Source organism: Nocardia crassostreae, from assembly GCF_001613405.1.
Lineage (GTDB): Bacteria > Actinomycetota > Actinomycetes > Mycobacteriales > Mycobacteriaceae > Nocardia > Nocardia crassostreae.
Window position 1 is genome coordinate 156,440 of record NZ_BDCH01000012.1, and the last position, 24,837, is coordinate 181,276.

The 24,837-nt window shown below is 64.0% G+C and carries 22 protein-coding genes and 2 pseudogenes; 12 read left to right on the top strand and 12 right to left on the bottom strand.

Features of this window, described 5'->3' with window-relative positions; genetic code table 11:
* The first annotated feature begins 92 nt into the window (after positions 1–92).
* The 5 genes and pseudogenes from NC4_RS07500 to NC4_RS07515 all read left to right on the top strand — a co-directional run bounded on the left by NC4_RS07500 (position 93) and on the right by NC4_RS07515 (position 2,973).
* Positions 93–905, top strand: coding sequence for an SAM-dependent methyltransferase (locus NC4_RS07500; protein WP_084528660.1), 813 nt, complete (start codon positions 93–95; stop codon positions 903–905).
* A 109-nt stretch (positions 906–1,014) separates the two neighbouring features.
* Positions 1,015–1,500 (top strand): MTB12 C-terminal domain-containing protein, encoded by a 486-nt coding sequence (locus NC4_RS07505; protein ID WP_067534270.1) that lies wholly within the window; start codon positions 1,015–1,017, stop codon positions 1,498–1,500.
* An 84-nt stretch (positions 1,501–1,584) separates the two neighbouring features.
* Positions 1,585–1,767: pseudogene (locus tag NC4_RS42250) on the top strand (ATP-binding cassette domain-containing protein); the annotation flags it as partial.
* Positions 1,768–1,792: 25 nt separating this feature from the next.
* Positions 1,793–2,137, top strand: a complete 345-nt coding sequence (locus NC4_RS42255) for an ATP-binding cassette domain-containing protein (protein ID WP_245721624.1) — start codon at positions 1,793–1,795, stop codon at positions 2,135–2,137.
* Positions 2,134–2,973 (top strand): hypothetical protein, encoded by an 840-nt coding sequence (locus NC4_RS07515; RefSeq protein WP_067534273.1) that lies wholly within the window; start codon positions 2,134–2,136, stop codon positions 2,971–2,973. Before NC4_RS42255 ends, NC4_RS07515 begins: the two co-directional genes overlap by 4 nt.
* Here the strand turns inward: NC4_RS07515 and NC4_RS07520 are convergent.
* Both NC4_RS07520 and NC4_RS07525 read right to left on the bottom strand, forming a co-directional pair.
* A complete protein-coding gene (locus NC4_RS07520) occupies positions 2,959–4,281 on the bottom strand; it encodes a cytochrome P450 (RefSeq protein ID WP_157554359.1) in 1,323 nt (440 codons plus the stop codon). The two genes, NC4_RS07515 and NC4_RS07520, sit on opposite strands and share 15 nt — an antisense overlap.
* Before the next feature lie 142 nt (positions 4,282–4,423).
* Positions 4,424–5,635 (bottom strand): DUF2254 domain-containing protein, encoded by a 1,212-nt coding sequence (locus NC4_RS07525; protein WP_157554361.1) that lies wholly within the window; start codon positions 5,633–5,635, stop codon positions 4,424–4,426.
* A 115-nt stretch (positions 5,636–5,750) separates the two neighbouring features.
* On the opposite strand from NC4_RS07525, the gene NC4_RS07530 reads away from it, so the two are divergent.
* Positions 5,751–6,332 carry a TetR/AcrR family transcriptional regulator gene (locus NC4_RS07530; protein WP_084528661.1) on the top strand — a complete coding sequence of 194 codons (582 nt, stop codon included), beginning with the start codon at positions 5,751–5,753 and terminating at the stop codon, positions 6,330–6,332.
* Positions 6,329–6,910 carry a TetR/AcrR family transcriptional regulator gene (locus NC4_RS07535; RefSeq protein ID WP_067534281.1) on the top strand — a complete coding sequence of 194 codons (582 nt, stop codon included), beginning with the start codon at positions 6,329–6,331 and terminating at the stop codon, positions 6,908–6,910. The genes NC4_RS07530 and NC4_RS07535 overlap by 4 nt, the downstream gene beginning before the upstream one ends.
* Here the strand turns inward: NC4_RS07535 and NC4_RS07540 are convergent.
* From NC4_RS07540 to NC4_RS07550, 3 genes are read right to left on the bottom strand one after another with little or no spacing between them, the layout of a single operon-like run.
* The gene (locus tag NC4_RS07540) at positions 6,870–7,262 is read right to left on the bottom strand and encodes a VOC family protein (RefSeq protein ID WP_067534282.1); all 393 of its coding nucleotides are present in this window, start codon (positions 7,260–7,262) and stop codon (positions 6,870–6,872) included. The genes NC4_RS07535 and NC4_RS07540 overlap by 41 nt on opposite strands.
* Entirely contained in the window at positions 7,259–9,529 is a 2,271-nt protein-coding gene (locus NC4_RS07545) for an ATP-binding cassette domain-containing protein (protein ID WP_067534283.1), read from the bottom strand. Before NC4_RS07545 ends, NC4_RS07540 begins: the two co-directional genes overlap by 4 nt.
* A gap of 44 nt (positions 9,530–9,573) precedes the next feature.
* Complete coding sequence (locus tag NC4_RS07550) at positions 9,574–9,888, bottom strand: PNPOx family protein (RefSeq protein ID WP_067534286.1); 315 nt, start codon at positions 9,886–9,888, stop codon at positions 9,574–9,576.
* Between the two features lie 113 nt (positions 9,889–10,001).
* Between NC4_RS07550 and NC4_RS07555 the strand changes: the two genes are divergently transcribed.
* Positions 10,002–10,385 (top strand): VOC family protein, encoded by a 384-nt coding sequence (locus NC4_RS07555; protein ID WP_067534288.1) that lies wholly within the window; start codon positions 10,002–10,004, stop codon positions 10,383–10,385.
* A gap of 144 nt (positions 10,386–10,529) precedes the next feature.
* Here the strand turns inward: NC4_RS07555 and NC4_RS07560 are convergent, their stop codons facing one another.
* Positions 10,530–11,498 (bottom strand): Gfo/Idh/MocA family protein, encoded by a 969-nt coding sequence (locus NC4_RS07560; protein ID WP_067534291.1) that lies wholly within the window; start codon positions 11,496–11,498, stop codon positions 10,530–10,532.
* 143 nt (positions 11,499–11,641) lie between these two features.
* Between NC4_RS07560 and NC4_RS38755 the strand changes: the two are divergent.
* A pseudogene (locus NC4_RS38755) lies at positions 11,642–11,806 on the top strand (DUF255 domain-containing protein); the annotation flags it as partial.
* A gap of 838 nt (positions 11,807–12,644) precedes the next feature.
* Here NC4_RS38755 and NC4_RS39995 read toward each other — a convergent pair.
* The gene (locus NC4_RS39995) at positions 12,645–13,430 is read right to left on the bottom strand and encodes a hypothetical protein (RefSeq protein WP_157554363.1); all 786 of its coding nucleotides are present in this window, start codon (positions 13,428–13,430) and stop codon (positions 12,645–12,647) included.
* On the bottom strand, positions 13,412–15,409 hold the full coding sequence (locus NC4_RS40000; protein ID WP_157554365.1) for a hypothetical protein: 1,998 nt from the start codon (positions 15,407–15,409) through the stop codon (positions 13,412–13,414). The genes NC4_RS39995 and NC4_RS40000 overlap by 19 nt, the downstream gene beginning before the upstream one ends.
* A gap of 1,395 nt (positions 15,410–16,804) precedes the next feature.
* Between NC4_RS40000 and NC4_RS07575 the strand changes: the two genes are divergently transcribed.
* On the top strand, positions 16,805–18,898 hold the full coding sequence (locus NC4_RS07575; RefSeq protein ID WP_084528841.1) for a thioredoxin domain-containing protein: 2,094 nt from the start codon (positions 16,805–16,807) through the stop codon (positions 18,896–18,898).
* 239 nt (positions 18,899–19,137) lie between these two features.
* On the opposite strand, the gene NC4_RS07580 is transcribed toward NC4_RS07575, so the two are convergent.
* From NC4_RS07580 to trhA, 3 genes are all read right to left on the bottom strand, one after another.
* Positions 19,138–19,602, bottom strand: coding sequence for a hypothetical protein (locus NC4_RS07580; protein WP_157554367.1), 465 nt, complete (start codon positions 19,600–19,602; stop codon positions 19,138–19,140).
* 230 nt (positions 19,603–19,832) lie between these two features.
* Positions 19,833–21,398, bottom strand: coding sequence for an adenylate/guanylate cyclase domain-containing protein (locus NC4_RS07585; RefSeq protein WP_067534306.1), 1,566 nt, complete (start codon positions 21,396–21,398; stop codon positions 19,833–19,835).
* Positions 21,399–21,453: 55 nt separating this feature from the next.
* The gene (trhA, locus tag NC4_RS07590) at positions 21,454–22,131 is read right to left on the bottom strand and encodes a PAQR family membrane homeostasis protein TrhA (RefSeq protein WP_305781634.1); all 678 of its coding nucleotides are present in this window, start codon (positions 22,129–22,131) and stop codon (positions 21,454–21,456) included.
* A 175-nt stretch (positions 22,132–22,306) separates the two neighbouring features.
* Here trhA and NC4_RS07595 point away from each other — a divergent pair, with 175 nt between their 5' ends.
* Both NC4_RS07595 and NC4_RS07600 read left to right on the top strand, forming a co-directional pair.
* Complete coding sequence (locus NC4_RS07595; RefSeq protein ID WP_067535907.1) at positions 22,307–23,092, top strand: isoprenyl transferase; 786 nt, start codon at positions 22,307–22,309, stop codon at positions 23,090–23,092.
* An 87-nt stretch (positions 23,093–23,179) separates the two neighbouring features.
* Entirely contained in the window at positions 23,180–23,782 is a 603-nt protein-coding gene (locus tag NC4_RS07600; RefSeq protein ID WP_067534308.1) for a hypothetical protein, read from the top strand.
* A gap of 13 nt (positions 23,783–23,795) precedes the next feature.
* Here NC4_RS07600 and coaA read toward each other — a convergent pair whose 3' ends face one another.
* Positions 23,796–24,728 (bottom strand): type I pantothenate kinase, encoded by a 933-nt coding sequence (gene coaA, locus NC4_RS07605; RefSeq protein ID WP_067534310.1) that lies wholly within the window; start codon positions 24,726–24,728, stop codon positions 23,796–23,798.
* Between the last annotated feature and the right edge of the window lie 109 nt (positions 24,729–24,837).

Below are 24,837 nucleotides of genomic sequence, written 5' to 3' on the forward strand. Positions count from 1 at the left end.
GTTCGGGCAACGCATGCTTCCACCACATCCGGGCGACGGCAGATCTCCGGAGTGGCATATACCCGGGGTGGCCGTCGGCTACGGTTACACGTGTGGTCGAAGGAGCAGAGGGGCCTGCCTCAGAACCTGGACGGATACCGCACCCGCACGACCCGGGTGAGCTGAGTTCTGCCCGGGTGTACGACTACCTGTTGGGCGGAAAGGACAATTACGAGACCGACCGAGAGATGGCCGGTCGAATGCTCAATCGCGTCCCCGAACTCAAGAGCTTGGTCTGGTTCACCCGCGGTTTCTTGCTCAAAGCGGTCGAGATGGCCGCTGATGCCGGTATCCGTCAGTTCCTCGATCTCGGCTCGGGTATCCCGGTCTCGCCGTCCGTGCACGAGGTGGCGCAAAAGATCGATCCGTCGGCGCAGGTGGTGTATGTGGATTACGACCCGGTCGTAGTCGCCCATGCCAATGCGCTGTTGGCCGGACCGCCCGGTGTCACAGCGCTGCTCGGCGATATTCGTCGTCCTCACGAGATCCTCGATCAGCTGACCGACGGCGGCCTGATCGACTTCACCGAGCCGGTGGCTCTCACGTTCTCCGGTGTACTGCACTACGTGCTGGACCACGAACACCCCGCCGAGATCGTCGCCACCTTCCGCGATCACATGGCATCGGGTAGTTACCTGGCCATCAGCCATGGCTCCCTCGATTCCGATCCGGAGATACTCCGGGTGCTCACCGCCACCGAGGGCACTCCGGCCCAGGTCGCTTTTCGGACCACAGCACAGACGGAGGCCCTCCTAGCCGGCTTCGAGTTGTTGGAGCCCGGTGTGGTGCCGGTACAGCAGTGGCTCCGCTCCGACTTGCCGGACACTCGGATGGTCATGCTCGGTGCCATCGGCCGCAAACCCTGAGAAAGCCGATATGAGCAGGCGTATTCTCGAATGCGCCAATTTATTGTTGGCCGCCTGCACATTTCGAGCGTGCATCAGGCGCTGTCCCAGTCGATCAGAGGATGAAGAGATGAAGTCCTTCAATATTGTCGCTGGTGTCGTGTCGTCGGTCATGACGGTCGCTGTGGTCTCGACCGGCGCCTCGGTTGTCAATGCCCCTGCCTCCTTCGCCCTTCCCGCTAATTTCCTCATTACCAAAGACGTTCCCACACTGGAGGATCTAGACGACCAAGTCGTATTCCTGATCGAGACACCCGGCGTCTCCACCGAGGCCAAGGCGGCCAATATGGAAGGCGGTATGGGGGCGGCGGCGGTTGCCGACACCCTCTACAACAGCGGCATGTTCCGAGCTCCGTTGGGGTCGAGCGAGATCACCGGTCCCGAAACTCACGACGGCGACGTGCACACCGCAATGCTGCGCAGCAAGACGGCGGGACGACCGGACCTGACCGCGCGTGTGGTCTGGAAGCGTATCGATGGCGTGTGGAAGCTCTCCAACAGCTCTGTGTGCGAGGGCATCCGGGCGATTGGTCTGTCGATGTCCTGTGACTTCTGACCGGTTCCGAGCACCGTGATCGATATTCGTGACCTTACTCTGAGCTACCCAGGCGTAACCGTCCTCGAAGTCCCCGAACTGACCGTGGCAGACGGGGCGCTCACCTACCTGATCGGTCTCAACGGCACCGGCAAGACCACGCTGCTGCGCTGTATCTGCGGCCTCATCGCGCCTGCCGTCGGGACCGTTCGGGTCGACGACACCCTGGTCCGAGCCCATCACACCACACCGGCAACCCTCGGAATGCACCTGGACTACCGAGCTTTCGACCCACGCCATACCGCACGTCGGCATGCTCCAACGCGTCGGCATCGCCGCCGCATTGCTCTGCGAGCCACGGACATTGCTGCTCGACGAACCGCTCAACGGCCTCGACATCGCGGGTATCCGCTGGATCCGCGAATTGCTGCGCGACCTCGCCGATGCCGGGACCTGTGTCCTGGTCGCCACGCACCTGCTCGATGAGGTCGAACGCAATGCCGACCACATTGTCATCATCGGAAACCGGCGCATTCTGGCCGACCAGCCTTTCGCCCACCTCATGAACACGCTGGGTCCCGGCGAGGCCAGCCTCGAGGACGCCTACGTGCGAATCGCCGGGCTGCCTACCCAACTCGCGTCCGGCGCGGCCCCATGAACCGTCCCGGCCCGGCCACCCTCATCCGCCGCGGCGTCGCCGCCGAATGGACCCGCACCACCGGACGCAGTTTCGTGTGGACCGTCGCCGTTCCGCTCACTTTCGTCCTGCCGCTGGTCGTCACCTTCGTAATCGCCGCCGTCGCAGAACGACTCGCCACCCTCCCCGGACAGCGTTTCGTGGCTCCGGTCTCCACCACCAACTCCGTGTACTGGGTGATGACCTTTTCAGTATCGGTCATGATGGTCACCGCCGCCTACGCCCACGGCACCCAACGGCGCGGTCGGACAAGCGATCTCAATACCTTCCTGTTGCCCCGGTCCTGGACGGTCGCATTGGCCCGGTGGATCTACTACGGCGCCATCGCGGCGATATCGACGGTTGTGCTGCTCATCGTCGTCATGGTCACGTTGCCCCGCCAGTTCCCCGAACTCTATGGGGCCGTGAACATTACCGACTCCGCCGGTATCCGGTTCCTCTGGACCGTCCCGGTCTACGCGTTCGCGGCATGCGGAGTGGGGATCGCGGTCGGGTCACTGATTCGCGCTCCGTCCGCCGCCGTCGCCGTCCTCCTGTTCTGGGTATATGTAGGCGAGAGCGCCATGAGTCTGCTCCCGCACGGATTCACCCTGCAGGCCTACGCCCCGTTCCTCAATGCCGTCGCCGCAACAGGCCAGCAAGTCGCCTTCCTCCCGCGCTTCGGCCGCAACGGATCGCTGCTCTACTTCATCCTCGTCGCCGCCATCCTCTTCATCGCCACCGCGGTGCTGCCCATCCTCATTCGCCGGATGTCCAGACATCGCAGGACGACGCTCACCAAATCAGGCAGAAACTGAGCCGACCGGATGAACCTCGAGCGGAAGCCTTCTCATTCCAGGGATCGGGCCCATGGCCCGCGGGAGCTTCCTGGTTGCGACCGGCTGGAACTCCCACTTCGACAGCAGACTGTAGAGAGTCGTTTGCAGTGCTACCCATGCGAAATTTCTACCGATACACATCTGACTGCCCATGCTGAACGGAACGAAGCTCCGCAATTTCGACCCGGTGCTCGACGGCGACCACCGATCGGGGTCGAAGGTGTTCGGCTCGGGGAAAATACGCGGGTTGCGGTGAATCGTGGCAATGCTGTAGCCGATATCGGTCCCAGCGGGAAATGTGAATCCATCGAGTTCGACCGTGGTGACATTGCGTCTGGTCTGCAGTAGCGGCGAATGGAAGCGCGTGACCTCGTTCAGGAAACAGTTCAGGTAGTCGAGTTGGTCGAGGCTGCGGGGGTCGAGTCCTTCCGCGCCCATGATCTCGTGCCGCAGTTTCGAAGCCACCTCCGGGCGCTGGGACAACTCGTACAGGGCCCAGGTCAGCGTGGCGGTCAAGGCGTCGATCCCGCCGAAGATAATCGTCACGGCCTGCTCTGCCAGGAACTTGTCACTACGGTCTTCATCGCCTGCCGCATCCAGCAGGAGGTCGATCAGGTCGTTCCGGCGTTCACCGCTGACCCGGCGCGCGACCAGCAGCTCCAGGCAGTAGTCCCGCAGTTTCGTTCCGGCCGACAGGAATCTGCGGTTCACCGGCAATGGCAGGGTCGCCAGTCGCTTCGGCAGCACACTGCCCACGATGGCGCCCCCGCCTATGTCCTCGATCAGACTCGAGATGAGCCGCAACTCCCCGCTGTCGGGTTCGTGCGAGAACATGGACCCGAGCAGATCGGTGATCGCCAACTCCACCATCTCGGAACGGGTCTCGATAATCTGGCCCGGCCGCCACGACCTCGCCAACGCATCCGCATGACGCTTGACGATCGGCGTGTAATTGTCCAACTCTGTTCGATGGAAAGCCGGTTGCAGCAGCCGACGAATATCCCTGTGCTGCTGACCATCCGCGACAATCAGCGATTCCTCGAATATGAGGCGGATGCGTTCGAAGAGGAGCCCCCGCTCGTAGGCGTCGGAGTTCTCCACCAACACCCTGTGGAGTAGTTCGAAATCGGTAATGACATAGACAACGCGATTGCCGATATCAACACGTGCTATCTTCCCGACACTGGCCAGATCCACCATGAACTGGACCGGATCACGCCACATTCTCCAACCGTGTCCGAGCACCGGCAAACGTCCAGGTCCGCACGGGACGTCACGAAGATCCACTGCATGCTGCCGTTCCTTCGGCAGGCTCGATGCCCGAGACCTCGAGCGTGTTCTTCACGAGCCTTACGTTAGTCCGGATCATGGACCGACCACCACTTTTTGACGAAACGCCAACGACCCGAGCGTCATCCACGGATCCGTATCACCGCGTGTGGTGCCAGCCGATTCCCTGCCGGTCCGGCTGTAGGTAGAACCGCCGCAGGTCGGCTTGGTGGGGTACCACCTCGGCGATGCTGTGCTGGTACGCGGTCAGCATGGCGGTGCGTTGCGGTGCTACGACAGCGATGAGGTCGTCGACCGCGGCGATCATGCGGCGGACGACCTGCGGTTGGTTGCGGCCGTTGATCAGGATCTCGGCGAAGGCGAGTTCGACCAGCGCGTCCCAGTCGGGACTGGGTTCGACGACTCGCACGGCGCCGGACTTGTCTCGATGCGTGATCTCCCCCAGGGGCCGCGGTGCGGCGGCGGCCAGTATGGCCTCGATCCGGTCGAGGACCTGCACCGCGGTCGTGGGATCGTTGATGGCGGGCGACAGTGCGCGGATCGCGATGTCCACCAGTTGCCGCAGGCCGAAGGCCACATCCGTGCGCATGCTTCGTTCCGGGCCGATCGCGAGGCAGCGCAGCACTTTTCGAGGATCGATGCCGTCGCCGGTCCGGCACACCGCGGTTCCGGCGGCGAGGAAGTCGCCGAGCCCTACGTCAAGGTGAACGGTGGTCCGCGCGTGCGCCGCCAACGCGGTCAGACGTCGCGTGTCGATTCGCCGCAGCACTCCGGGCGATCCGATGTATCGAATGCTGTCGTACGCCAGGGTGATCGGCGGCGCAGCCGATTGCGGAGGTGATGATTTCAGGGTTGTCATGGCGGCGAGGGTCTCGTGGGTGATGCGATCGAGCAGGCGGGTCAGCCGCATCAGACCGATGACCTCGTTGATATAGACGACGAACATGACCATGCTGACGGTGGCGAGCGTCATGGTGATGAGTCCGGCCAGCCAGCTCGGCCGGTGTTCGAGGTATTGAACCTCGACGGTATAGACGAAGGTGGCGAGAAAGATCGCCAATGTGGCTTTCGTGACGTGGCTTCGAACGAACAACCGCACGATCCGGGGCGACAGGTTCCCGGACGCCATCTGCAAGGCCACCAGCGTTATGGAGAACACGACACCGAGGAAGGTGAGCATGGCGGGTCCAACGGTCGCGATGACGCGCAGGCTCTGTTCGGCCGACTCCGGGTACCGGTCGTGAGTAGGCTCGATCGCCGCGGTGATCGCGCCGAGGAGTCCGCCACCCACGATGCCGATGGCCGGGATGATCAGAAATGACTGCGCCAACTTCTCGCCGCGAACCGTCATGCCGACCTCCTTGTCGTGCGGATGTGGCGGAGCCGCCGTCCGCGTGGCGCGCAAGTGCCCGGAGTTCGAACCTGTACGATCATAGTGTACGAAAAACTAGTTCCTATAGTGCGAGGTGAGGGGCATCAAATACGACCAACCGCCGGTCCGCCGCCGCAAGGCGTCCGAGCGCAGGGACCAGCTGGCCGCCGCGGGGGAGCGCGTCATTGCCGAACGGGGGATCGAAGGCATCACGCATCGGGCGATCGCCGAAGAGGCGGGTGTTCCGCTGGGGTCGACGACCTATTACTTCGTCGACCGGGACGACATCATCGAGGCTGTGCTGCGCCGTAGCGTGGAGGGGTTCACCGAGTACATGGGCCAGTGGGCGGCCGAGCACGAGGACTCCACGCTGGAAGAGCTCGTCGAGGCCATGATCGACGCGACCATGGGATGCCTCGGACCCGAGCGCAATCAGAGCATCGTCGAATACGAGGTGAGCGTGGCCGCGTTCCGGCGGCCGGAATGGCACGCGCTGACACAGCGGTTCCTCGATCTGCCGATCGAGATCCTCGCGCCGCGCCACACCGACCGCATTACCGCCATGATGGCTAATGTGATGATGACGGGCTTGATCTTTCACGGGCTCAGCTCCGAAACGCCGCTCGAACGCGACGAGGTCGCCACCATCATGCGCCGGATCTTCGGCTTGTCTTGACAGATCGACCGCCGGTGCGGCGCCGCAAGGCGTCCGCGCGCAGGGAGCAACTGGCCGCCGCGGGGGAGCGGGTGATCGCCGATCGCGGTCTCGAGGGCCTGACCCACCGCGCGGTCGCGGAGGAAGCGGGCATTCCGATCGGCTCGACGACCTACTACTTCGCCGATCGGGGCGATCTGATCGATGCCGTGCTGCACCGTGCGGTCGACGGATACGCCGAGTACACCGAGAAGTTCGTTCTCGAGCACGCCGACGACACGGCCGACCAGTTGGTCGGCTATCTCGTCGACGTGGTCATGAATTGTGTTGGCTCCGAAAGCGGTCAGAGCATTGTCGAATTCGAACTGTCCCTGACGGCCCACCGCAGGCCCGAACTACGGGGGCCGGTGCGGCGGTTCCTGGAACTGGATATCGCCGCGCTGGCGTCGCGCTTCACCGACCCACTCACCGCCAAGGCCGTCTCACTGGCGATGACGGGCTTGATCTTTCACGGGCTCAGCTCCGAAACGGCGCTCGAACGCGACGATATCGCCGCCATCATCCGCCGGATGATCGCAGCGCGGGCGGCGTCGGGCTGATGCAGAACGGCTGACCCGAGGGATCGAGCAGGACTATGAGCGTGTCCGGCGGGCTCGGTTGGAACTCCGGTTTGGTGGCGCCCAACGAGATCAGTTCCATCTCGGCCTGGGCCAGGTCGTCGACGTAGAGGTCGATGTGGAACGGCAGCTCGTCCTGCGGCCAGTCCGGTCGCCGATAGTCGCGGGACCTGCCGAACACGAGCCCCACACCGGTCTCGTCGGCCGCGATCCAGGCGTAATCATCCTCGGCCGCGACGATCTGCCAGCCGAGCGCTCGGCCGTAGAACTCCGCCAGGGCTGGCGGGTCGTCGCACATGATCGCCGCGGTGGCGAGTCTGCCGATTCCGGTCATTTCGTAGCCTTTCGATTTCGTGCCCGGCCATTGGCCAGGGCTTGGCCGGTTTTGGAGTCGGGGGTGGCGATCAGGTCTTCGGGTGTGCCTTGGCAGAGGATCCGCCCGCCATTGCGGCCCGCGCCGGGGCCGAGGTCGACGACCCAGTCGGCGCGTCGGATGACGTCGAGGTTGTGTTCGATGACCACGACCGTGTTGCCCTGTGCGACAAGGCAGTTCAGCACCGCCATCAGGGTGTCGATATCGGACAGGTGCAGCCCGGTGGTGGGTTCGTCGAGGACATAGATCGCATGCTCATCCCGGTCGGTGAGCTCCCTGGCGATCTTGAGTCGCTGGCATTCACCGCCGGACAGCGTGGTCAGGGATTGCCCGAGGCGCAGGTAGCCGAGTCCGACATCGGAGATGGCGCGCAGTGAGCGGGCGATGCGCGGTTCGCCCAGCCGCTCGACGGCCTCGTCGATGGTGAGGTCGTGCACATCGGCGATGGTGAGTCCGTCCACGGTGTAGGCGAGGACCTCCTCGGTGAACCGCCTGCCATCGCAGCCCGAGCAGATCACCTCCTGGTCCTCCAGGAACGCCAGATCGGTCGAAATGAAGCCGAGCCCTTTGCATTCCGGGCAGGCGCCGTCGGAATTGGCGCTGAACAGCGCGGTGGAGATGTCATTGTGGTCGGCGAAGAGCTTGCGGATGGCCGGGGCGATGCCGGTGTAGGTGATGGGCGAGGAACGCCGGTTGGTGCTGACGGGACGCTGATCGACGATGGTCGCCGGATGCTGTTCGACGAGTTCGGCGATCAGGCTCGACTTGCCCGACCCGGCGACACCGGTGATCGCGGTCAGCACACCGGTCGGGATGTCCACGGTGACGTTCTGCAGATTGTTGCGCTTGGCCTTCGAGATACGAAGGCGGCCGGTGGGTTCGCGTCGCTCGGCGGTGGCATTGCGGCGCTGGCGCAGGGCGCGGCCGGTCGGAGTGTCGGCCGCGGCGAGATCGGCGAAGGCTCCTTGGAAGACCAGTCTTCCGCCATGACTGCCCGCGGCCGGGCCGATTTCCACGATCTGGTCGGCGTGGCGCATGACATCCGGGTCGTGTTCGACGACCAGCACGGAATTGCCGTTGTCCCGCAGGCGTTTCAACAGATCGGTCATGGACTGCACATCGTGTGGATGCAGCCCGACGGTGGGCTCGTCGAAGACGTAGAGCATTTCGGTGAGGCTGCTGTTGAGATGCCGCACGGTCTTGATGCGCTGCGATTCGCCACCGGACAGCGATGCCGTCGACCTCGACAATGACAGGTAGCCGAGCCCGATCTCCGTCAGCGCCTCCAGCCGGTCCCGCAGCGCGGCGACAACGGGTGCGACGCTCGGTGTCTTGACCTTCCGCAGCACATCGGCCAGATCGCCGACCTCCATGCGGCTCATCTCGACGATGGTGGTTCCCGCGACGCGCGCGCTGCGCGCCGCCTCGTTCAGGCGGTCGCCATGACAGTCCGGGCAGGGCTGCGAGCTCGCGAACTGTTCGACGGTGGCCTGTCGGCGGTCGGACTGTTTGTCGGTATTCAGGTAGACGCGGCCGAACCTCGGGACCAAGCCCTCCCAGGATTCCTTGGACTTCGAGCCCGATCGACTCGCGGGCGCGCCGTAGAACAGCACCTTACGTTGCGCCGCAGTCCATTTCCCCACCGGAGTCGACATATCGAACCCGGCGTCGGCGCAGGTGCCGAGGAGATATTTGCCATTGAACCCGGGCATCAGGATCGCGCCGCGCTGCAGCGACTTGTTCAGGTCCACGAGCTTGTCGGGATCACCGGCGAGTTGTTCACCGAGACCCGCGCAGGTCGTGCACATGCCCGCGGGGTCGTTGAACGAAAAGTGGTTCGACGCACCGACATGCGGCTTGCTCGCTCGCGAGAACAGCAGCCGCAGATAGGTGTAGGCATCGGTGATCGTGCCGACCGTGGAGCGCGCATTGCCGCCCAGCCGCCTCTGATCGATCACGATCACGGTGGACAGACCGTCGATCAGGTCCACCTCCGGCCGGTTCCACTTCGGCAGCCGGGTGCGGATATAGGGTGGGTAGGTCTCGTTCAACTGGTAACCGGCCTCCGCCGCAATGGTTTCGAACACCAGTGACGATTTGCCCGACCCGGACACCCCGACGAATACGACCAGCGACCCGCGTGGCACCTCGAGATCCACATCCCGCAGGTTGTTCGTCCGCGCCGCGCGAATCCGAATACTGCGCTCATTCTGCTTCGTTGCAGCCATGGTCCAGACCTCCTGATTCGATTGGCGTACGAATGATTCGATGACTAGTGGCCGGGTGTGATGGCAATGCCGACGGAACCGTCTCTGCCCCTGGTGATTCGGCTGGCATAGATCGCGAACCGTCCGGTGAACCCGTACTTCCCCGCGATCAGCGCGCGTACGCGATCGCTGCCAGCGGCGTCCAGCACCTCGGCCGTGCCGGGCAGCGCCCGCCCTTGTTTCCTGCCACGCAGATCGCACGCCGCGACGGTCACCCGCGGATTGCGACGCATCCGCTCGACCTTCCAGGTGCCGTCCTTGCGGTAGTGCGTGAGGTAGATGTACCTGCCGACCGCCAGGTCAGCGAACGTTTTCGTCATCGTGGTTCTCCCCTCTGGCAGCTCTTCGGAAGGGCCCGAGTCACTACAATATGTTTGTACACGTTATATGTACAATAGGTGGGTACAGGTTCGCCTTCGACGAAGGAGCTGACATGGAGATGCGCCGCGTATGCCCGCTGATGATCGTGGAAGACACCGCGAAAACCCTGGACTGGTACGCCGAACGCGGATTCGATGTGGTGCGCGATCTCGCCCCTGACGACCTGCACCTGCTGGTCAAGGATGGCGAGGGCTTCGCGCAGGTCATGGGCGCCGCAGAGGCGTACGCCGTGCATCCGCAGAAGGCCGAGGTGCCGATCGGAGCCGTATCGGGTTGGTTCTACTTGAACCTCGACGATGCGGCCACGTTCATCGATTCGATCATCGACCGGGTCGAGGTGGTCAAGGATGCCCGTTTCGACTTCGGCCGAGTCCTCTACTTCAAGGACCTCAATGGCTACACCATCGGTGTCAACCAGATCTTCGAACTCGGCTGATCGCTTCTGTACGGTGCTGGAGTTGCGTGGGAATCAGGTTGCCGCGCAAACCGATTACGTCGGCGGCCCGTAACGCGTCGCCCGACATCATCGCCTCGAACGAGTGCGGGCCCACCCTCTTCGGGTGGGCCCGCACTCGTTCGGTCATCGGCGCAGTTCGATGCGGTGTACGCCGTGCGGTTCGTTGGTGACCGCGTCCTGGATATCGAGGGTCAGGCGCAGGCTGTCGAGCAGGCTCGCGGGGGATATTTGATTGGCCGCCTCGCCGCGCAGGCAGGCCAGAACGTGCTCGATGGTCAGCGCGTACGGGTCCGGCTGGTCGGCCGGTGACTCGGTGTGTGCGGCGGCGGTAAATTCGGCGAGTGTCGCCCGGGGCATCTGCCCGGGCGGGACGGTCACGCTGTATTCGATGACGCCTTCGGTGAAGGTGGCGAGATAGCCGGTCCGGATCCCATATGTGCTGGGCATCAATGTGGTTCCGCTGATGCGAACCACGGTGTCGGGGTAGGTGAGCACGATGTGGATGGCGGACCCGTGCACGGGGCCGTCCGCACCCGCGACGGTGCACGATTCGGGCATCCCGAGGGTGTGCAGGATGGCGTCGATTTCGGTGTGCAGCGTATCGAGCGTGATGTTGTTCAGCCTGCCGTCGTAACCGGGCCACTCACCGGCGCGAACCTCCAGGTCCAGGGCGAGTAATTTCCCGTGTTCGCCCGCCGTGACCGCCTCACGCAATCGCCGGTGCGCCGAACCGAAACGCAGGTGCAGGTCGACGAATACCTCTCGATCGCTGACGGCGGCCGCGTCCGCGACCCGCTGCGCATCGGAAAAATTCAGCGCCACAGGAACTTCGGAGAACACGTGCTTACCCGCGGCCAGCCCGCGCAAGATCAGCTCGGCATGCAGTTTGCTGGGTAGGCAGATGTCGATCAGGTCGATGCTCGGATCGTCGAAGATGCCGTCGAGGTCGGTGGTGGTCTCGAACCCGTAGCGCTGATGCAGCTCGTCCAAGGCCGAGGGCGTGCGGCCGAACACGACGACCTCAACCGGATGCTGCGCGTAGATGGCGGCATGGAGCTGCCCGAAACTGGTTCCCAACAGTGCGATCTTCACGGTGATGCTCCTTCCATTTCGTGCCTTGACGTGCACATTCGCCCGCCGCAGCCATACTCTATGAAAGTACAAGACTATCGTACAAGTTAAGTGTCCGAAAAATAGCCGCCGGGTTCGAGCGGCGGCGCACTAGGCTTCCTGTTGTGAACCAATTGGCTGGTGCGACCTCGCCTTATCTCCGTCAGCACGCCGACAATCCCGTGCACTGGCGGGAGTGGGATGCCGAGGCCCTGGCGGAGGCGGCGGCGCGGGATGTCCCGATCCTGCTGTCCATCGGGTACGCGAGCTGCCACTGGTGCCACGTGATGGTTTAAGGTTACAAGCTGCATTTGCCCAGGTAAATCGCGCAATTTGCCATGAATCGGCCGGCGTGTGATGTTGATCCGGGCGGTTCAGGGCAGCGTTAGGTGCACTCGGTGTGGGCGTATGTCCGCGCCGTGGTCAGCCATAGCTAGGAAACTCAGTCGCCGAAGACTATTCGCCAGAGTCGGGCCGCTGAGCTGCCGAGGGACCTGTGTCTTCCCAACGGCTCCGCGTGCCCAGGGCCCGGAACATATTGTTCGATTCAGCTACAGCAGAACCATGCCCGCCCTCTCGGTTGAAGTTCTGGCGGACTTGACGACTCAGGTACATGTACTGGGGGTTGCGTGCTTCAGCCTTTGATTCGAGAGTCCGACCAGTACGCGAATCTCGGATGATGTTGGGTGCGCTTTCAGTGTGCTTCTGAGCGCCGACATTCTGTGGGTGACGTGAGTGTCCGACCTCGGCAGAGCGCTGGACTGTCGATCATCTCGGCTGTGCTGTCGGCGAGCCGAGCTCGTTCCAGAGGCTCTTGCCGCAGATCGCGCCGTTCGGCCAAGCTAGGTTAGAGGTCCTCGTCTCCGGCTGGAGACCAGTCTCCTCTGCGCAAGTAGGGAAGCACGACTGGAAGCAACCCAACCTCGACAGCAAGCCTGTGGATCACCGAACGAGCATATGGGTGAATCATAAAGATCGTGTTGTTTCTGAACAGATCATCGATTTCGCCGGAATTGGGAGCTTCGCCGAGAAGGTTGAGATCAGCAACGTGGGCTACTTTGATAGTCGCTAGTTTGCGCGCATCGTCCCTCCTAGTTTGGAATCTGGATCAAATCCTGGCCCGTTCTTCTATTCTCGCACCCACCCACGGCGTTCCAAGGCCGCGATTCCCTTGAGGATGTCCGCATAACCTGACGAATCTGACGAATCTGGCGAATCGGGAGACCAGGCATAATTGTAGACATTTACATCCATGACCACCTCGCCGAAATCGCGATACATTCGGATCTCCACGGGAGCATTGAGCTGGCCTGGTATGAGACCCGGCAACCAAGCGGATCCCGCTATCCATTCTATCGGATGCGGGAAAGGGGTGCCGCGGTGATCGAGTGCCCGGATATGATCGTACGTGCTGACGAACTGATCGGATATTTCCGGAAGCCTCAAATATGCCGTACGGATTTGGATTTCGTTCCAGCTGATATCTGTGGGTGAATCCAGCGGTGCATCCATATCAACAGTTTCCCGGTAGAAGCTGCGCGCGAGATCGCGATCGATGACGTCTGCGGCTACGTCACTGACCTCCTGGCCTCTCCATAATTTCCTGAGATCACGGGCATATCGCGATCTTGTACGCAGGAGTCGGCCCAGCGGTTCCGGCCTGTCAGATACCTCCTCGGATTTCTTGGGCATATCAATTTCGTCATCCCAATAGCAGGTCGATAGGTCAATTGACAGTGGGATGGCGAAATCTTCCATGAATTCGTACAGCGAGTCCAGGGTGTCTTCCGCCAACTCGATTCCGCCTTCTCCTATTTCAGTGTCGCGGGAAAATCTGAGTTGCCATGGATTCTCCACGGCCTGTAGGCGGTAGGGAATTCCTCCTGGATAACAGTTCATTTCGTCTTCCTCCATCCGGAGTCTTGCCGTGTGTATACGGCCAGTATCTCGCCGGGATTCGCATCGTTCACGATGGTAATCTTGTCAATTTTATCACTATACTCGGGCGATCTCTTGCTCGGTTCCAGTTTACGATTCAGCAAGTCCTCGTATTCGCCGAATATATTCGTCTTTCCTACTTCGATTCCGTTCAACCTGGTTCGAGTTATCGAACCGTCCAGAGTCCTGACTGTGATTATTCCCTTCTTCGTAGATGAGCCTTCTTTTACGGTCGCGTAGATGTTCAACTCCTTTGATGTGGCAATTGGCGTACCGGCCTTCTCTCGCGTTATGACCTTGTCAATCGTTGCCTTAACAGGGTCATTAAGTTGGATTGAGCTTTCCAGAGGGTTTGTCACCGTCTTCACTTCGACCCGGTGGGAGATTTCACTGTGTCCGGGCTGCATGATGCCGATGTCGAATTCGCTGAGTTGCTCGCCGGTGGCCGGATGTTTTGGGGCTATCGACGCGTGGTCCAGCGCGGGGGTGCCTGTCGACGCGGGTGACTGATCGAGTTGGCGGCGAAGTTCGCGTACCTCGTTGAGTGATTCGCGGATCTGGTACGGGTTCGCCAGGGTGGAGTGCCTTGTCGCCCACTCGTTGATGCCGACAACGCGATCTGCGATGGGTCCGAGGATCTGGGCGGCTTCGTTTTCTGCCGCGACAACGTCATCTGACCTGGCCTTGTTTTCCGCCGCACCGACGTCATCGGACTGGGGTTCGCTTGTGGTTCGATCGCCTAGGACCTCTCGCTCAGATGCTGAACTGTCGACCGCCGTAGCGCGGGGCGGGGGCCCGGGGTGCGGGTCGGTGGAGTCTGAGGGTGTGCCCGCCCGGTCAGGTCGGTCTGCGTCGCTGGGATCTGCCCCGCCCGATGCTGGCGGGTCGTCGTGGGTCGGCGCCTCGGGTCTGTCCGACTTGACCACCAGCGTGGGGTTATCGACGGACTGTTGACCGGCGTCCTTGCCGGCCTGCAGTGCGGCTGCGTCGTCGGCGGCGGTGCGCGCGAGGGTGTTCTTCCCCGCCTGGGCAGCGGCGTTTTCTGCGGCGTCCGCGGCGGCGGTGGCACCACGGCTGAATACGCTGGCGGCGCCGTCGAGAGGGACACCGGCACCGAAGTCGAGTTTGAGCTTGGTTTGCCAGAACTCGGGTCCGTGTTCTTTCAGATCGTCCAAGCGGATCACGGCGCTACCGAGATCGGCCAGTGAGTCGGCGCGGGGCTGCGGGTTCGAACCCGACCAGGTGCGGCCGAACTCCGTCACGCCACGCCCGAGCGTGCTCCAACTGTCGGTGAATCCCTGCCAGCCGCCACCACCGGTGAGATTCGTCTGGAACCGGGTCGCGCTCACACCGAGCTGCCACATCTCGTTCAGCCAATCGCGGGTGGCTTGCGCTTTGGGATCGGTCGGCTTTTGTGCCTGCGGCGACGAAGGCGGTGCAGAGGCTGGACGTTGAGCGATCCCGATCCAGGTGTGCCCGTAGGGTCCGGTGACAGCGGTGGTTGTGGTGGTACTCTCACCTGTAGTGGTGGTGCGTTGTTGGATCTGAGTGTCGGTTAACGCGCCCAGTATCGCCGCGTTCGAGTCGGGGGCGGTTTGCGCTGCCTGTTGTAATGCTTGGTTCCCGGCTTGTACGTCTACAGGGGCCGGGCCGGTTCCGGTGAGAGCGTTGAGCAACGCCGAGGAAGTCGGTCCGCCACCGGTCTCGGAGCCCGCAGAGGTGGGGGGTGTATTGCCTTGCCCCGCACCAGGGCTGGTGACCGTGATTGTGGCGTCGCCATTGAGGGTGTGTTGCTGGATCTGAGTATTGGTCAACGCACCCAGCACTGCGGCGTTCGAGTCGGGGGCGGTTTGCGCTGCCTGTTGTAATGCTTGGTTCCCGGCTTGTACGTCCGCAGGGGCCGGGCCGGTTCCGGTGAGAGTATTGAGCAACGCCGAGGAGGTCGGTCCGCTCACGGCCTTGGCACCTTGCGGACGTGACGCGAGAGTTTCTTCCGGCAGGGGAACCGCCGCTGAGGGTGCAATGGATTGGGCGGGCGGTGTAGTCGGCTCGGGTCCAGGAGGAGCGACAGGTATCGCGCCGTCGGCCTCTGGATCGGCGATTGGCTTCGCTCGCGGCACACCCAACTCGGAGCCGGACGGCTGCCATGGCACCGACACTGCCACCGGACCCGCTATTTGAGATGGTCGCCCGGCCGAGTCGGAGTATGCCGCCCCGACCATGTCCTGGGATGTGAGGATGCGGGCGAATATACGAGCCGCCTCGGCCTCGGACTTCACGTTGTACGTGTGAACCCTGGGACTCTCGCGACCGGACGTCACGGGCAAGACGGGGTCGGCCGCAGAAGCAGGGGTCAAACTTGCCAACCACTCCGCCTGCCAACCCGAATCATAGAGAGTGCCCATTACGGCCGAACCTTATTGGGGAAGGTAATGCATTGTCCTGCTACATATTTCGTAGTCTCTCGCTGAAGTTGACCGCCCACGAGGTGGATAGGCTTGTTTTTTGTGTTGTCGGACAAGATGTTCGACCGTCCCTTCGGACATGTGGATGAATAATCCCGGGCCCTGCAAAGGGTTTGGGATGGCAAGTGATCAGAAGCGTGCCGCAGGGCAGGGTATGTAACGGGCACGGCCGCAGCGGTCCGTACTCAGAAATCGGCCACACGAAATCCGCGCCACAAACACTGTGCGGAGTGCTCGGACCCGTGTGCGGACTCCAGGAGAGGGTCGTAGCAATCCGAACGGCGAGAGCCACCAGATCTTTTGCTCAGGAAGGAGGGAGGGGCAAGACCGCACCCCTTCAACGACAGAGCCCTCGATCCTGGCGTGGATCGAGGGCTCGTGTCGAAAGGAAGGGGAAGGAAACGTTCGCGCTTTGGTGCCGCAGAGGAGATTCCCGAGGAATTCGCGAATGAAGACGCAACTGTGCCGCTGCAAAAGTCTCACTTAGGAGACGCTCGGTGTCAAGACGGAGGACGTACTGTCACTCGAAATTGCAGGTAGATCGCTAATTTCAAGGTCGGCGCAACCCGATCTGGCACCGGATCGGAGGCGATCGAGCGACGGCGGTGCAACCACTGCGCCCAGCCTGAGAAACGCATCTCCGATGCCGCATGCCGAATGCTGTGCGGAGCGGGGTGCCCAGCGCGGGGTGCCTGAGAGCGCTCGCTCTGGCTCCTCGGGTCTACTGCACTGGATGTGGGCGGAACCCGTGCTGCGGTGTAGTAGAACGTGTGTACTGATCGAAGCGCCTGGTTGTGCCAGTCTGTCATGGTCTGTGCCTAATGCATGGAGCGTGGGCTGGGCTGACCGTGCTGCGGGCCGACTCGACATAGGAAGTTGGTGGGTGTGAACCAATTGGGTAATGCCACATCGCTTTATCTGCGTCAGCATGCTGACAATCCGGTGGATTGGCGGCAGTGGAACGCTGAAGCCTTGGCGGAAGCGGCGGCGCGGGATGTGCCGATTCTGCTGTCGGTGGGATATTCGTCTTGTCACTGGTGTCATGTGATGGCGCACGAGTCGTTCGAGGATGCGGCTACGGCGGCGTTGATGAACGAGCATTTCGTGTGCGTCAAGGTGGATCGGGAGGAGCGGCCCGATCTGGATGCGGTGTATATGAATGCGACGGTGGCCATGACGGGGCAGGGCGGGTGGCCCATGACCTGTTTCTTGACGCCTGCGGGGGAGCCGTTCTATTGCGGGACGTACTACCCGAAGACGCCTCGGCATGGGATGCCGTCGTTCACGCAGGTGCTCACGGCTGTCACTGAGACGTGGCGGAACCGGCGGGACGAGGTGGAGCAGGCGGCGGCGCAGGTGGGGGCGGCGTTGCGGGAGCAGGCGGGTGGGTTGCCGGACAGTGCCGTGGGGGTGAGTGCGGAGCTGCTGGATCATGCGGTGGCCACGGTGTTGCGGGATGTGGACGAGCGGCATGGCGGGTTCGGGGGTGCGCCCAAGTTTCCGCCGTCGGAGCTGTTGGAGGGGCTGTTGCGGGATTACGAGCGCACCGGGAACAAGGATGTGCTGCAAGTGGTTTCGTTCACGGCCGAGGCGATGGCGCGGGGTGGGATCTACGACCAGTTGCGGGGCGGGTTCGCGCGGTATTCGGTGGATGCCGCGTGGGTGGTGCCGCATTTCGAGAAGATGCTCTACGACAATGCGCAGCTGCTGCGGGTGTATGCGCACCTGGCGCGGCGGGAGCGGGACGGTGAGCGGGCCGCGTGGCGCGATCCGGTGCGGGATGGCTCGGAACCGCTGGCATTGCGGATCACCCGCGAGACGGTGGGTTTCCTCATCGAGGATCTCGGGACCGAGCACGGTGGGTTCGCCTCGGCGCTGGATGCCGATACGCACCTCGAGCCCGGCGGGCCGGGCGTGGAGGGCGCGACGTACGTGTGGACCCCGGCCGAACTGAACGGGGTGCTCGGTGCACTCGACGGTGCCTGGGCCGCAGAGCTTTTCGGTGTGACCACGGCCGGAACCTTCGAGCACGGCACCTCGGTCCTCACCCGCTACACCGATCCGGCGGTCGCCGATTCCGAACGGTTCGAACGCATTCGCGCCGCGTTGAGCGCGGCCCGCGCTCGCCGCCCACAGCCCGAACGCGACGACAAGGTGGCGACCGCCTGGAACGGGATGGCCATTACGGCTCTCGCCGAAGCCGGTGCGGCTCATGATAATTCGGACTGGTTGGCCGCCGCGGAACGGTGTGCCCGGTTCCTGCTCGACGTGCATGTGGCCGACGGCCGCGTATGCCGCGCCTCCCTCGGCGGCGTCGCCGGATCCGCGACCGGCGTACTGGAGGACTACGCCTGGCTCGCAACAGGTTTGCTCGCCTTGCATCAGACCTCCGGCGGCGACTGGCTGCCCGCCGCCCAGCGGATTCTGGACGCGGCCGTCACCCATTTCGCCGATCCGGCGAACCCGGGCAGCTGGTTCGACACCGCCGACGACGCCGAAACCCTCATTGCCCGCCCCCGCGACCCCCTCGACGGCGCCACCCCGGCAGGCACCTCCGTCCTGGCCGAAGCCCTGCTCACCGCCTCCGCACTCACCGAACCGGACCGCGCCCTGCGCTACCGCGAACTCGCGGACCAGACCCTCGAGCGCGGCGCAATCGTCCTGGCCCGCGCCCCACGCTCGGCCGGGCAGTGGCTGGCGGTCGCCGAAGCCGCCCTGCGCGGCCCGATCCAGGTCGCGGTCGCCTACAGTAGCGAGGGCGACGAGTCCGCGGCCGGTCTGCTCCACGCCGCCCGAGTGGCAGCCCCCGGTGGCTCCGTCATCGTCCTCGGAGCCCCGGACTCACAACCCCTGCTGACGGATCGTCATGCCGTACAGGGCAAGTCGGCGGCCTACGTATGCCGCGGCGCGGTCTGCGACCTCCCTGTCACCACCATCGAGGAAGTGCGCTCCTCCCTGCTGCGACCGCCAACGGCGTAAAGGCGCTCCGTCCGTCCCGCATCGCGCGATGGATCGGGGCAGACGCAGACCGCATCAGCGCACCCGCCCGGTCCGGGCCGTGTCATCGGCCAGGCCGGGCGCGGACCGCCCGAAGCACTCCCTGTGGATCGCGGATCGGCCGGGCGGGCAAAGTGCGCATAACGCGTTGACGCAGTTCGGCATTCGGCCCGCGCCGCCCTCGAGGCGCGCGGAACGGCGAGACTCGGCTGGGTCTGCGATCAGTTGCGGCCGCTCCGCAGGCCCGCGCGGAGCATGGCGGGCACGGCGACCAGGACGGCGAGAACGTGGACGGTGCGGAACAGGGCCGGTATCAACGACTCCCATGTCACGTCGGTCAGCAGCTCGAGCGGCTCGTCGGCGGCGAGCAATTCGGTCACCGGCTCGATCAGGAGGGAGAGCAATCCGAATACGCCCAGGCCGATGATGAGAACCCAACGGGCCCAGGTGGTCCCGACCAGCATGCGGCGGGAGACGGTGTACACCGCGAGGTAGAGCGCCACCCGTGTGAGCAAGCCGATCGTCAGGTCGCCGACCTCGGCCTCGGATTGCTCCAGTGCGATCGCGGCGCGCAGCAGCATTTCGCAGATTCCGGTCATCAGCGCCACGATGATGGCGCGATGTGCGAGCAGTAGCAGGCCCGTGCGGGCCGCGTCCGGGCGGCGGCCGGTCTGGATCTCGGTCATGAGGTGAATCTGCCGCCGCGCACCCGTGCGGCGGATCACACTCGAGTATCGAATTCGCCTGATTCCGCAGTATGGGGCGTTCGCCAGGATTATTCCGTTGCCGCAGGCTACGGCCGGTTCTACAGTCCCGGAGTTGTGTCTACCTTGATTGTGTTGCCGTGTCTTTCCGAGTGCTCGCCACTTCTGCGGGCGGTGGAAGCCGTGTCGGTGCATGACCAGCGATAAGCGTCCTAGCGGTCCGCGGCGGGGCCGGGGTCCGGGACTGCGGCCCGGGGGGTCGCGACCGGCCGGTCGCTGCCGTTGCGGTGGGCTCGCTCGGGAGCGGGAATGTCGGTCCAGCCTGGCGTGGGTTCCTTCCGTCCCCGCAGATGGATGGTGTCGTGCAGCATCCACTTGCTGCGTTCGGAATCGCAGGCCGCGTCGATGACGGCCTGACTCGCCAGAATGCGCCGCGGCGCCTGTTTGGCCTCGGTGGTGAGGCGGGCGGCCTCGTTGACGGCATCGCCGATGACCGTGAATTCCAGGCGGGTGCCCGAACCGACGTCACCGGCGAAGACCAGCCCGCGCGCCAGCCCGATGCCGATATCGAGTTCTCCGGCCGCCTTGACCTCGTCGCGAATGCGGCGCGCGGCGCGCAGTGCGGGAGTGGCGTTGTCGTCCAAGGCGATCGGCGCACCGAAGATGCACAGCGCCGCATCGCCCTCGAACTTGTTGACCAGCCCGTGATTGTCCTCGGTGGCCGCGACCACCGTGGACAGCAGCCGATTGAGCTTGACCACGAAATCGCGCGGCGCGAGTTCGGTGGCCATGGCGACCGACCCGGTGACATCCACGAAAAGCGCTGTCACCACCCGCATATCGCCGGTCAGCTGCGCACTGCCCGACAGCGCCCGCTCGGCCACCTCCGCACCCACATGGCGGCCGAAGACGGTCCGCATGCGTTCGCGCTCACGCAGATTCGTGGCCAGCTCGTTGACCGAATGCTCCAGCCGCCCGATCTCGCTGGTGCTGCCGATCGGCACGCTCACATCCAGTTCGCCGTCGGCAATGCGGTCCAGCGCATCCCGCAGCGAATGCATGGGCGTCGCAATGGCGCGCGCCAGCGTGGCCGTCGCGACCGCCCCCGCCGACAACCCGACGATCGCCAGATACACCCCGGTCCGGATCCGGTCGTCGTAGTCGGAGGACGGATCGGCCAGCACCGTGATGACCATGAAGAACGGCACCGCGCCGGTGACCGCGAAGGTGACCAGCACCCGCACCAGCACCGTGGAACTCCAGTGCCCCGTCCCGTCGAGCACCTCCGCCACCACCGGAATGGTCGGCCGGATCAGCCGATCCACGATCAAATAGGTGAGCGCCGCCGACTCCAGCCCACCGAGGGTGAACATGGCCATGACGACCGCGAAATCATTGTGCGGTGTGGAATGGGCGAAGATCGCCGCCGCGATGATCACGCCGGGGAGCCAGATGGCCACCGCCCGTATCGCGATCCCGATGGGCAGATGCAATAGTCGCCGCGCCTCGGCCTCCGCGGGAGCCCGCCGCTCGTCGAGCCAGCCGAAGTATCGCCCGCGATCACGCACGGCCAGCACGATGCCGAGCAATGCGCCGATGGTCGGATAAATCGACACCCATGCGAAGGTCATCAGCCAGTCCGGCCCCAGCCGGGCAAAGAACCCGCTCAGCCACAACTCGGTCGTGATCACCGCGAGCCCGCCCAGATTGCACGCCAGGACGACGGCCGACAGCCCCCACTTGGCGCGCAGCGCCCAGAGGATCAGCCCGGTAATCACGTTTGGACTTTAGAGACCTTTGGCCCGCCGGTGCGCGATTGTGAGTAATTCCGCTTCAGTTGAGGACGACCAGCCAGACCGCCACGTAGTGGCAGAGGGCGGCCAGCACGGTTGCGGCGTGGAAGAACTCGTGGTGGCCGAAGACGTCCGGCCAAGGGTCGGGCCAGCGGGAGGCGTAGAGGATGCCGCCGACGCTGTAGGCGATGCCGCCCGCGAGCAGTAGGAGGACCGGGGTCCAGCCGACATTGTGGATGAGGGTGCCCGCGACGGGGACGATGGCCCAGCCCAGGAGCAGGTACAGGGGTGTGCCGACCCAGCGAGGGGCGGTGGGCCACAGCATCTTCAGGGCGACTCCGGCCAGTGCGCCCGCCCAGACCACGGCGAGCAGGATGGTTCCGGACCGACCGCGCACGCCGAGCAGGGCGAACGGGGTGTAGCTGCCCGCGATGAACAGGAAGATCATGCTGTGGTCGGCGCGCTTCATCCAGGTGTAGGCGCGTTCGGTGCGCCAGTTCACCCGGTGGTAGGTGGCGCTGACGCCGAAGACGCCGCAGACCGTCAGGCCGTAGACGAGAGTGGACCAGGCGGCGGTCGCCGAGACCGTTGCGGCGGTGCTCACCAAGGCGATGACGGCGATGGCCGCGATGCCGACGGCCCAGGTGTGGATCCAGCCGCGCAGGCGCGGGCGGATGATGGTGAATTCTCGGCGAGCCGATTCGAGGACGTCCGCCACCGGGGCGGGGGGCTGCACAGTGTCGGACACGGGTTACCTCCTGAGTAACCTACGGTACCGTAGGTTGTTGCGGTCACGCCTCTCAGGTGTGCTGTCGGAAATTCATACCGGCGCTGTTTCACTCGACTGTCCCGGTAGCTCCCGCATTCCTTGCGGGGGCGTAGGGTTGGGCGTCGTGGTCGTTGAGCTTGCGAAGCAGGTGCGTGGATCCCCGTATCGCATCTACGAAGCCCGGCTGTCGAAGCAGCTGGCCGGGAAGCAGCATCCGCGGCATGTGGCCGTCATGTGTGACGGCAATCGCCGATGGGCGCGGGAGAACGGGTTCACCGATGTCAGCCATGGGCATCGGGTGGGCGCGCTGAAGATCGCCGAACTGGTTGGCTGGTGCGGTGAAGCGGGCATCGAGATGGTCACCGTGTACCTGCTCTCGACCGAGAACCTGCGCCGCGATCGCGAGGAACTCGACACGCTGTTCGACGTCATCACCGACGTCGTCGAGGAACTCTCCGCGCCGGAACAGAATTGGAGCGTCCGCATTGTCGGCGCACTCGATCAGCTGCCCGAGGATATGGCGCGCCGCCTGAGCGAAGCCGCCAAGAGCACCGAGGGTCGCGACGGCGTACACGTGAACGTGGCCATCGGCTACGGCGGCCGCCAGGAGATCACCGATGCGGTGCGCTCGCTCGTTCGCCAGGAGATCGACGCCGGGGAGACCGGCGAGGATCTGGTGCAGTCCATTACCGTCGACGCCATCGGCCAGCATCTCTACACCTCCGGCCAGCCCGATCCGGACCTGGTCATCCGCACCTCCGGCGAACAGCGGCTCTCGGGATTCCTGTTGTGGCAGAGCGCCTATTCGGAGATCTGGTTCACCGAGGCCTATTGGCCGGAGTTCCGGCGCGTAGATTTCCTGCGGGCGCTGCGTGATTATGCCGCCCGGCACCGTCGTTTCGGGACGTAACGTTCGAATACGGGGTGTGCACGATCGTATTGCAGTGCAATGGCTTCCGTAGTTCGCGGGGCCTTCGCTGCCGTACCGTCGGAATGCATGAGTGAGCTGCGCGAAGGGCTGGGCAGCCCCGTGGATTCCGCTGTCGCCGTGCCGTACATCAGCTATGCGGAGTTCGGCCGCCGATTTCTGCGATACGCGGCCTCACCGGAGCGGATAGCGGGGGCCTTCGAGAAACTCACCGGGGAGGCATTCCAATTCGGGCCCATCGGACTCGGCCCGGGACGTATCGCGAAACTCTCCGCCGGGGTGCGGTTGGGGCAGCCCCGGGTGAACCGGGAAGTCGAGGAGATCATTTCCTTCGACCTGGTGATCCCGCTGGATGTGGACCTGCTCATCGACCTCTCGGTGGACCGCTATCCGTTCCACGTCGACGGCACCATCCATCTGCGCCTGACCGTGCGCACCGCCGAACCGCTGCGCGTGCTCATCGATATCGCCGAACCGCAGCCGAGCAATGTGCGTATCAATGTCGCGAGCGCATCGCGGCGCGGTGAACTATTGCGCATTCTGGCCAGCGTGGATCACGAGATCCGCCGTTTCGTCGCACGCTACATCGCGGAGGAGATACGCAAACCGCATATCAAAGCCGCGACCGATATCGATGTGGCCGCACGCCTCGACGCTGCGTGGAAGCTGTAGCGCCGCCGGAAAACTAGAGTTTGCGCAGCCGCAGCCGGTTGATGGCGTGATCGGCGTCCTTGCGCAGCACCAGCGTGGCGCGGGGGCGGGCGGGCAGGATGTTGTCCACCAGATTCGGCCGGTTGGTGTTGTGCCAGATCTCCTTGGCCGCGCTGGTGGCCTCTTGATCGTTGAACTTGGCGTAGTGGTGGAAGTGCGAATTGGGATCCGCGAACGCCGTCTTGCGCAATGCCAGGAAGCGCTGCACGTACCAGTTCTCGATATCCTCGATCCGGGCGTCGACATAGATGGAGAAGTCGAACAGGTCCGAGACCATGAGCCGCGGCCCGGTCTGCAGCACGTTCAAACCCTCGACAATGAGAATGTCGGGCTGGCGCACGCAGTGGAACTGCCCCGGCACGATGTCGTACGCGATATGCGAGTACACGGGCGCGCAGACCTCCGGCGCACCGGATTTCACCTCGGTGACGAAGCGCAGCAGTTTGCGCCGGTCGTAGGACTCCGGGAAGCCCTTGCGGTGCATGATGCCGCGCCGGGTGAGTTCGGCTGTGGGGTAGAGGAATCCGTCGGTGGTCACCAGATCCACCCGCGGATGGTGGTCCCAGCGCGCCAGCAGCGCCTGCAGCACGCGCGCGGTGGTGGACTTGCCGACCGCCACCGAACCCGCCACGCCGATCACATACGGCACCTGACGGTCGGGATGGGTCTCGCCGAGGAAGGTCGCGGTGGCGGCGAACAGGCGCTGCTTGGCGGCCACCTGCAGATGGATCAGGCGGGCGAGCGGCAGATAGACCTCGGCCACTTCCTCGAGGTCGATCTGTTCACCCAGACCGCGCAGGCCGATCAGTTCTTCCTCGGTGAGCACCAGGGGAGTCGACTTGCGCAGCGTGCGCCACTGCTTCCGGTCGAACTCCACATAGGGACTCGGCTCACTCATTCGTGCCACGCGGCTCGACCTCCACCCGTATTGGCATAGCCGAATTGTGCTCGGGTCCAACATGTCGGTGAACACCAGGTATTGCTACTCGCCGGTAACCCGAGTGATATGTGCGACA

Excerpts from the sequence above, each read along its gene's own strand:
- NC4_RS07580 (WP_157554367.1), bottom strand. The coding sequence starts at position 19,602 with ATGACCGAGATCCAGACCGGCCGCCGCCCGGACGCGGCCCGCACGGGC.
- NC4_RS07515 (WP_067534273.1), top strand. The coding sequence starts at position 2,134 with ATGAACCGTCCCGGCCCGGCCACCCTCATCCGCCGCGGCGTCGCCGCC.
- NC4_RS07545 (WP_067534283.1), bottom strand. The coding sequence starts at position 9,529 with ATGGCTGCAACGAAGCAGAATGAGCGCAGTATTCGGATTCGCGCGGCG.
- NC4_RS07540 (WP_067534282.1), bottom strand. The coding sequence starts at position 7,262 with ATGACCGGAATCGGCAGACTCGCCACCGCGGCGATCATGTGCGACGAC.
- NC4_RS07525 (WP_157554361.1), bottom strand. The coding sequence starts at position 5,635 with ATGACGGTTCGCGGCGAGAAGTTGGCGCAGTCATTTCTGATCATCCCG.
- NC4_RS39995 (WP_157554363.1), bottom strand. The coding sequence starts at position 13,430 with ATGGAGGAAGACGAAATGAACTGTTATCCAGGAGGAATTCCCTACCGC.
- NC4_RS07555 (WP_067534288.1), top strand. The coding sequence starts at position 10,002 with ATGGAGATGCGCCGCGTATGCCCGCTGATGATCGTGGAAGACACCGCG.
- NC4_RS07505 (WP_067534270.1), top strand. The coding sequence starts at position 1,015 with ATGAAGTCCTTCAATATTGTCGCTGGTGTCGTGTCGTCGGTCATGACG.
- NC4_RS42255 (WP_245721624.1), top strand. The coding sequence starts at position 1,793 with ATGCTCCAACGCGTCGGCATCGCCGCCGCATTGCTCTGCGAGCCACGG.
- NC4_RS07600 (WP_067534308.1), top strand. The coding sequence starts at position 23,180 with ATGAGTGAGCTGCGCGAAGGGCTGGGCAGCCCCGTGGATTCCGCTGTC.
- NC4_RS07550 (WP_067534286.1), bottom strand. The coding sequence starts at position 9,888 with ATGACGAAAACGTTCGCTGACCTGGCGGTCGGCAGGTACATCTACCTC.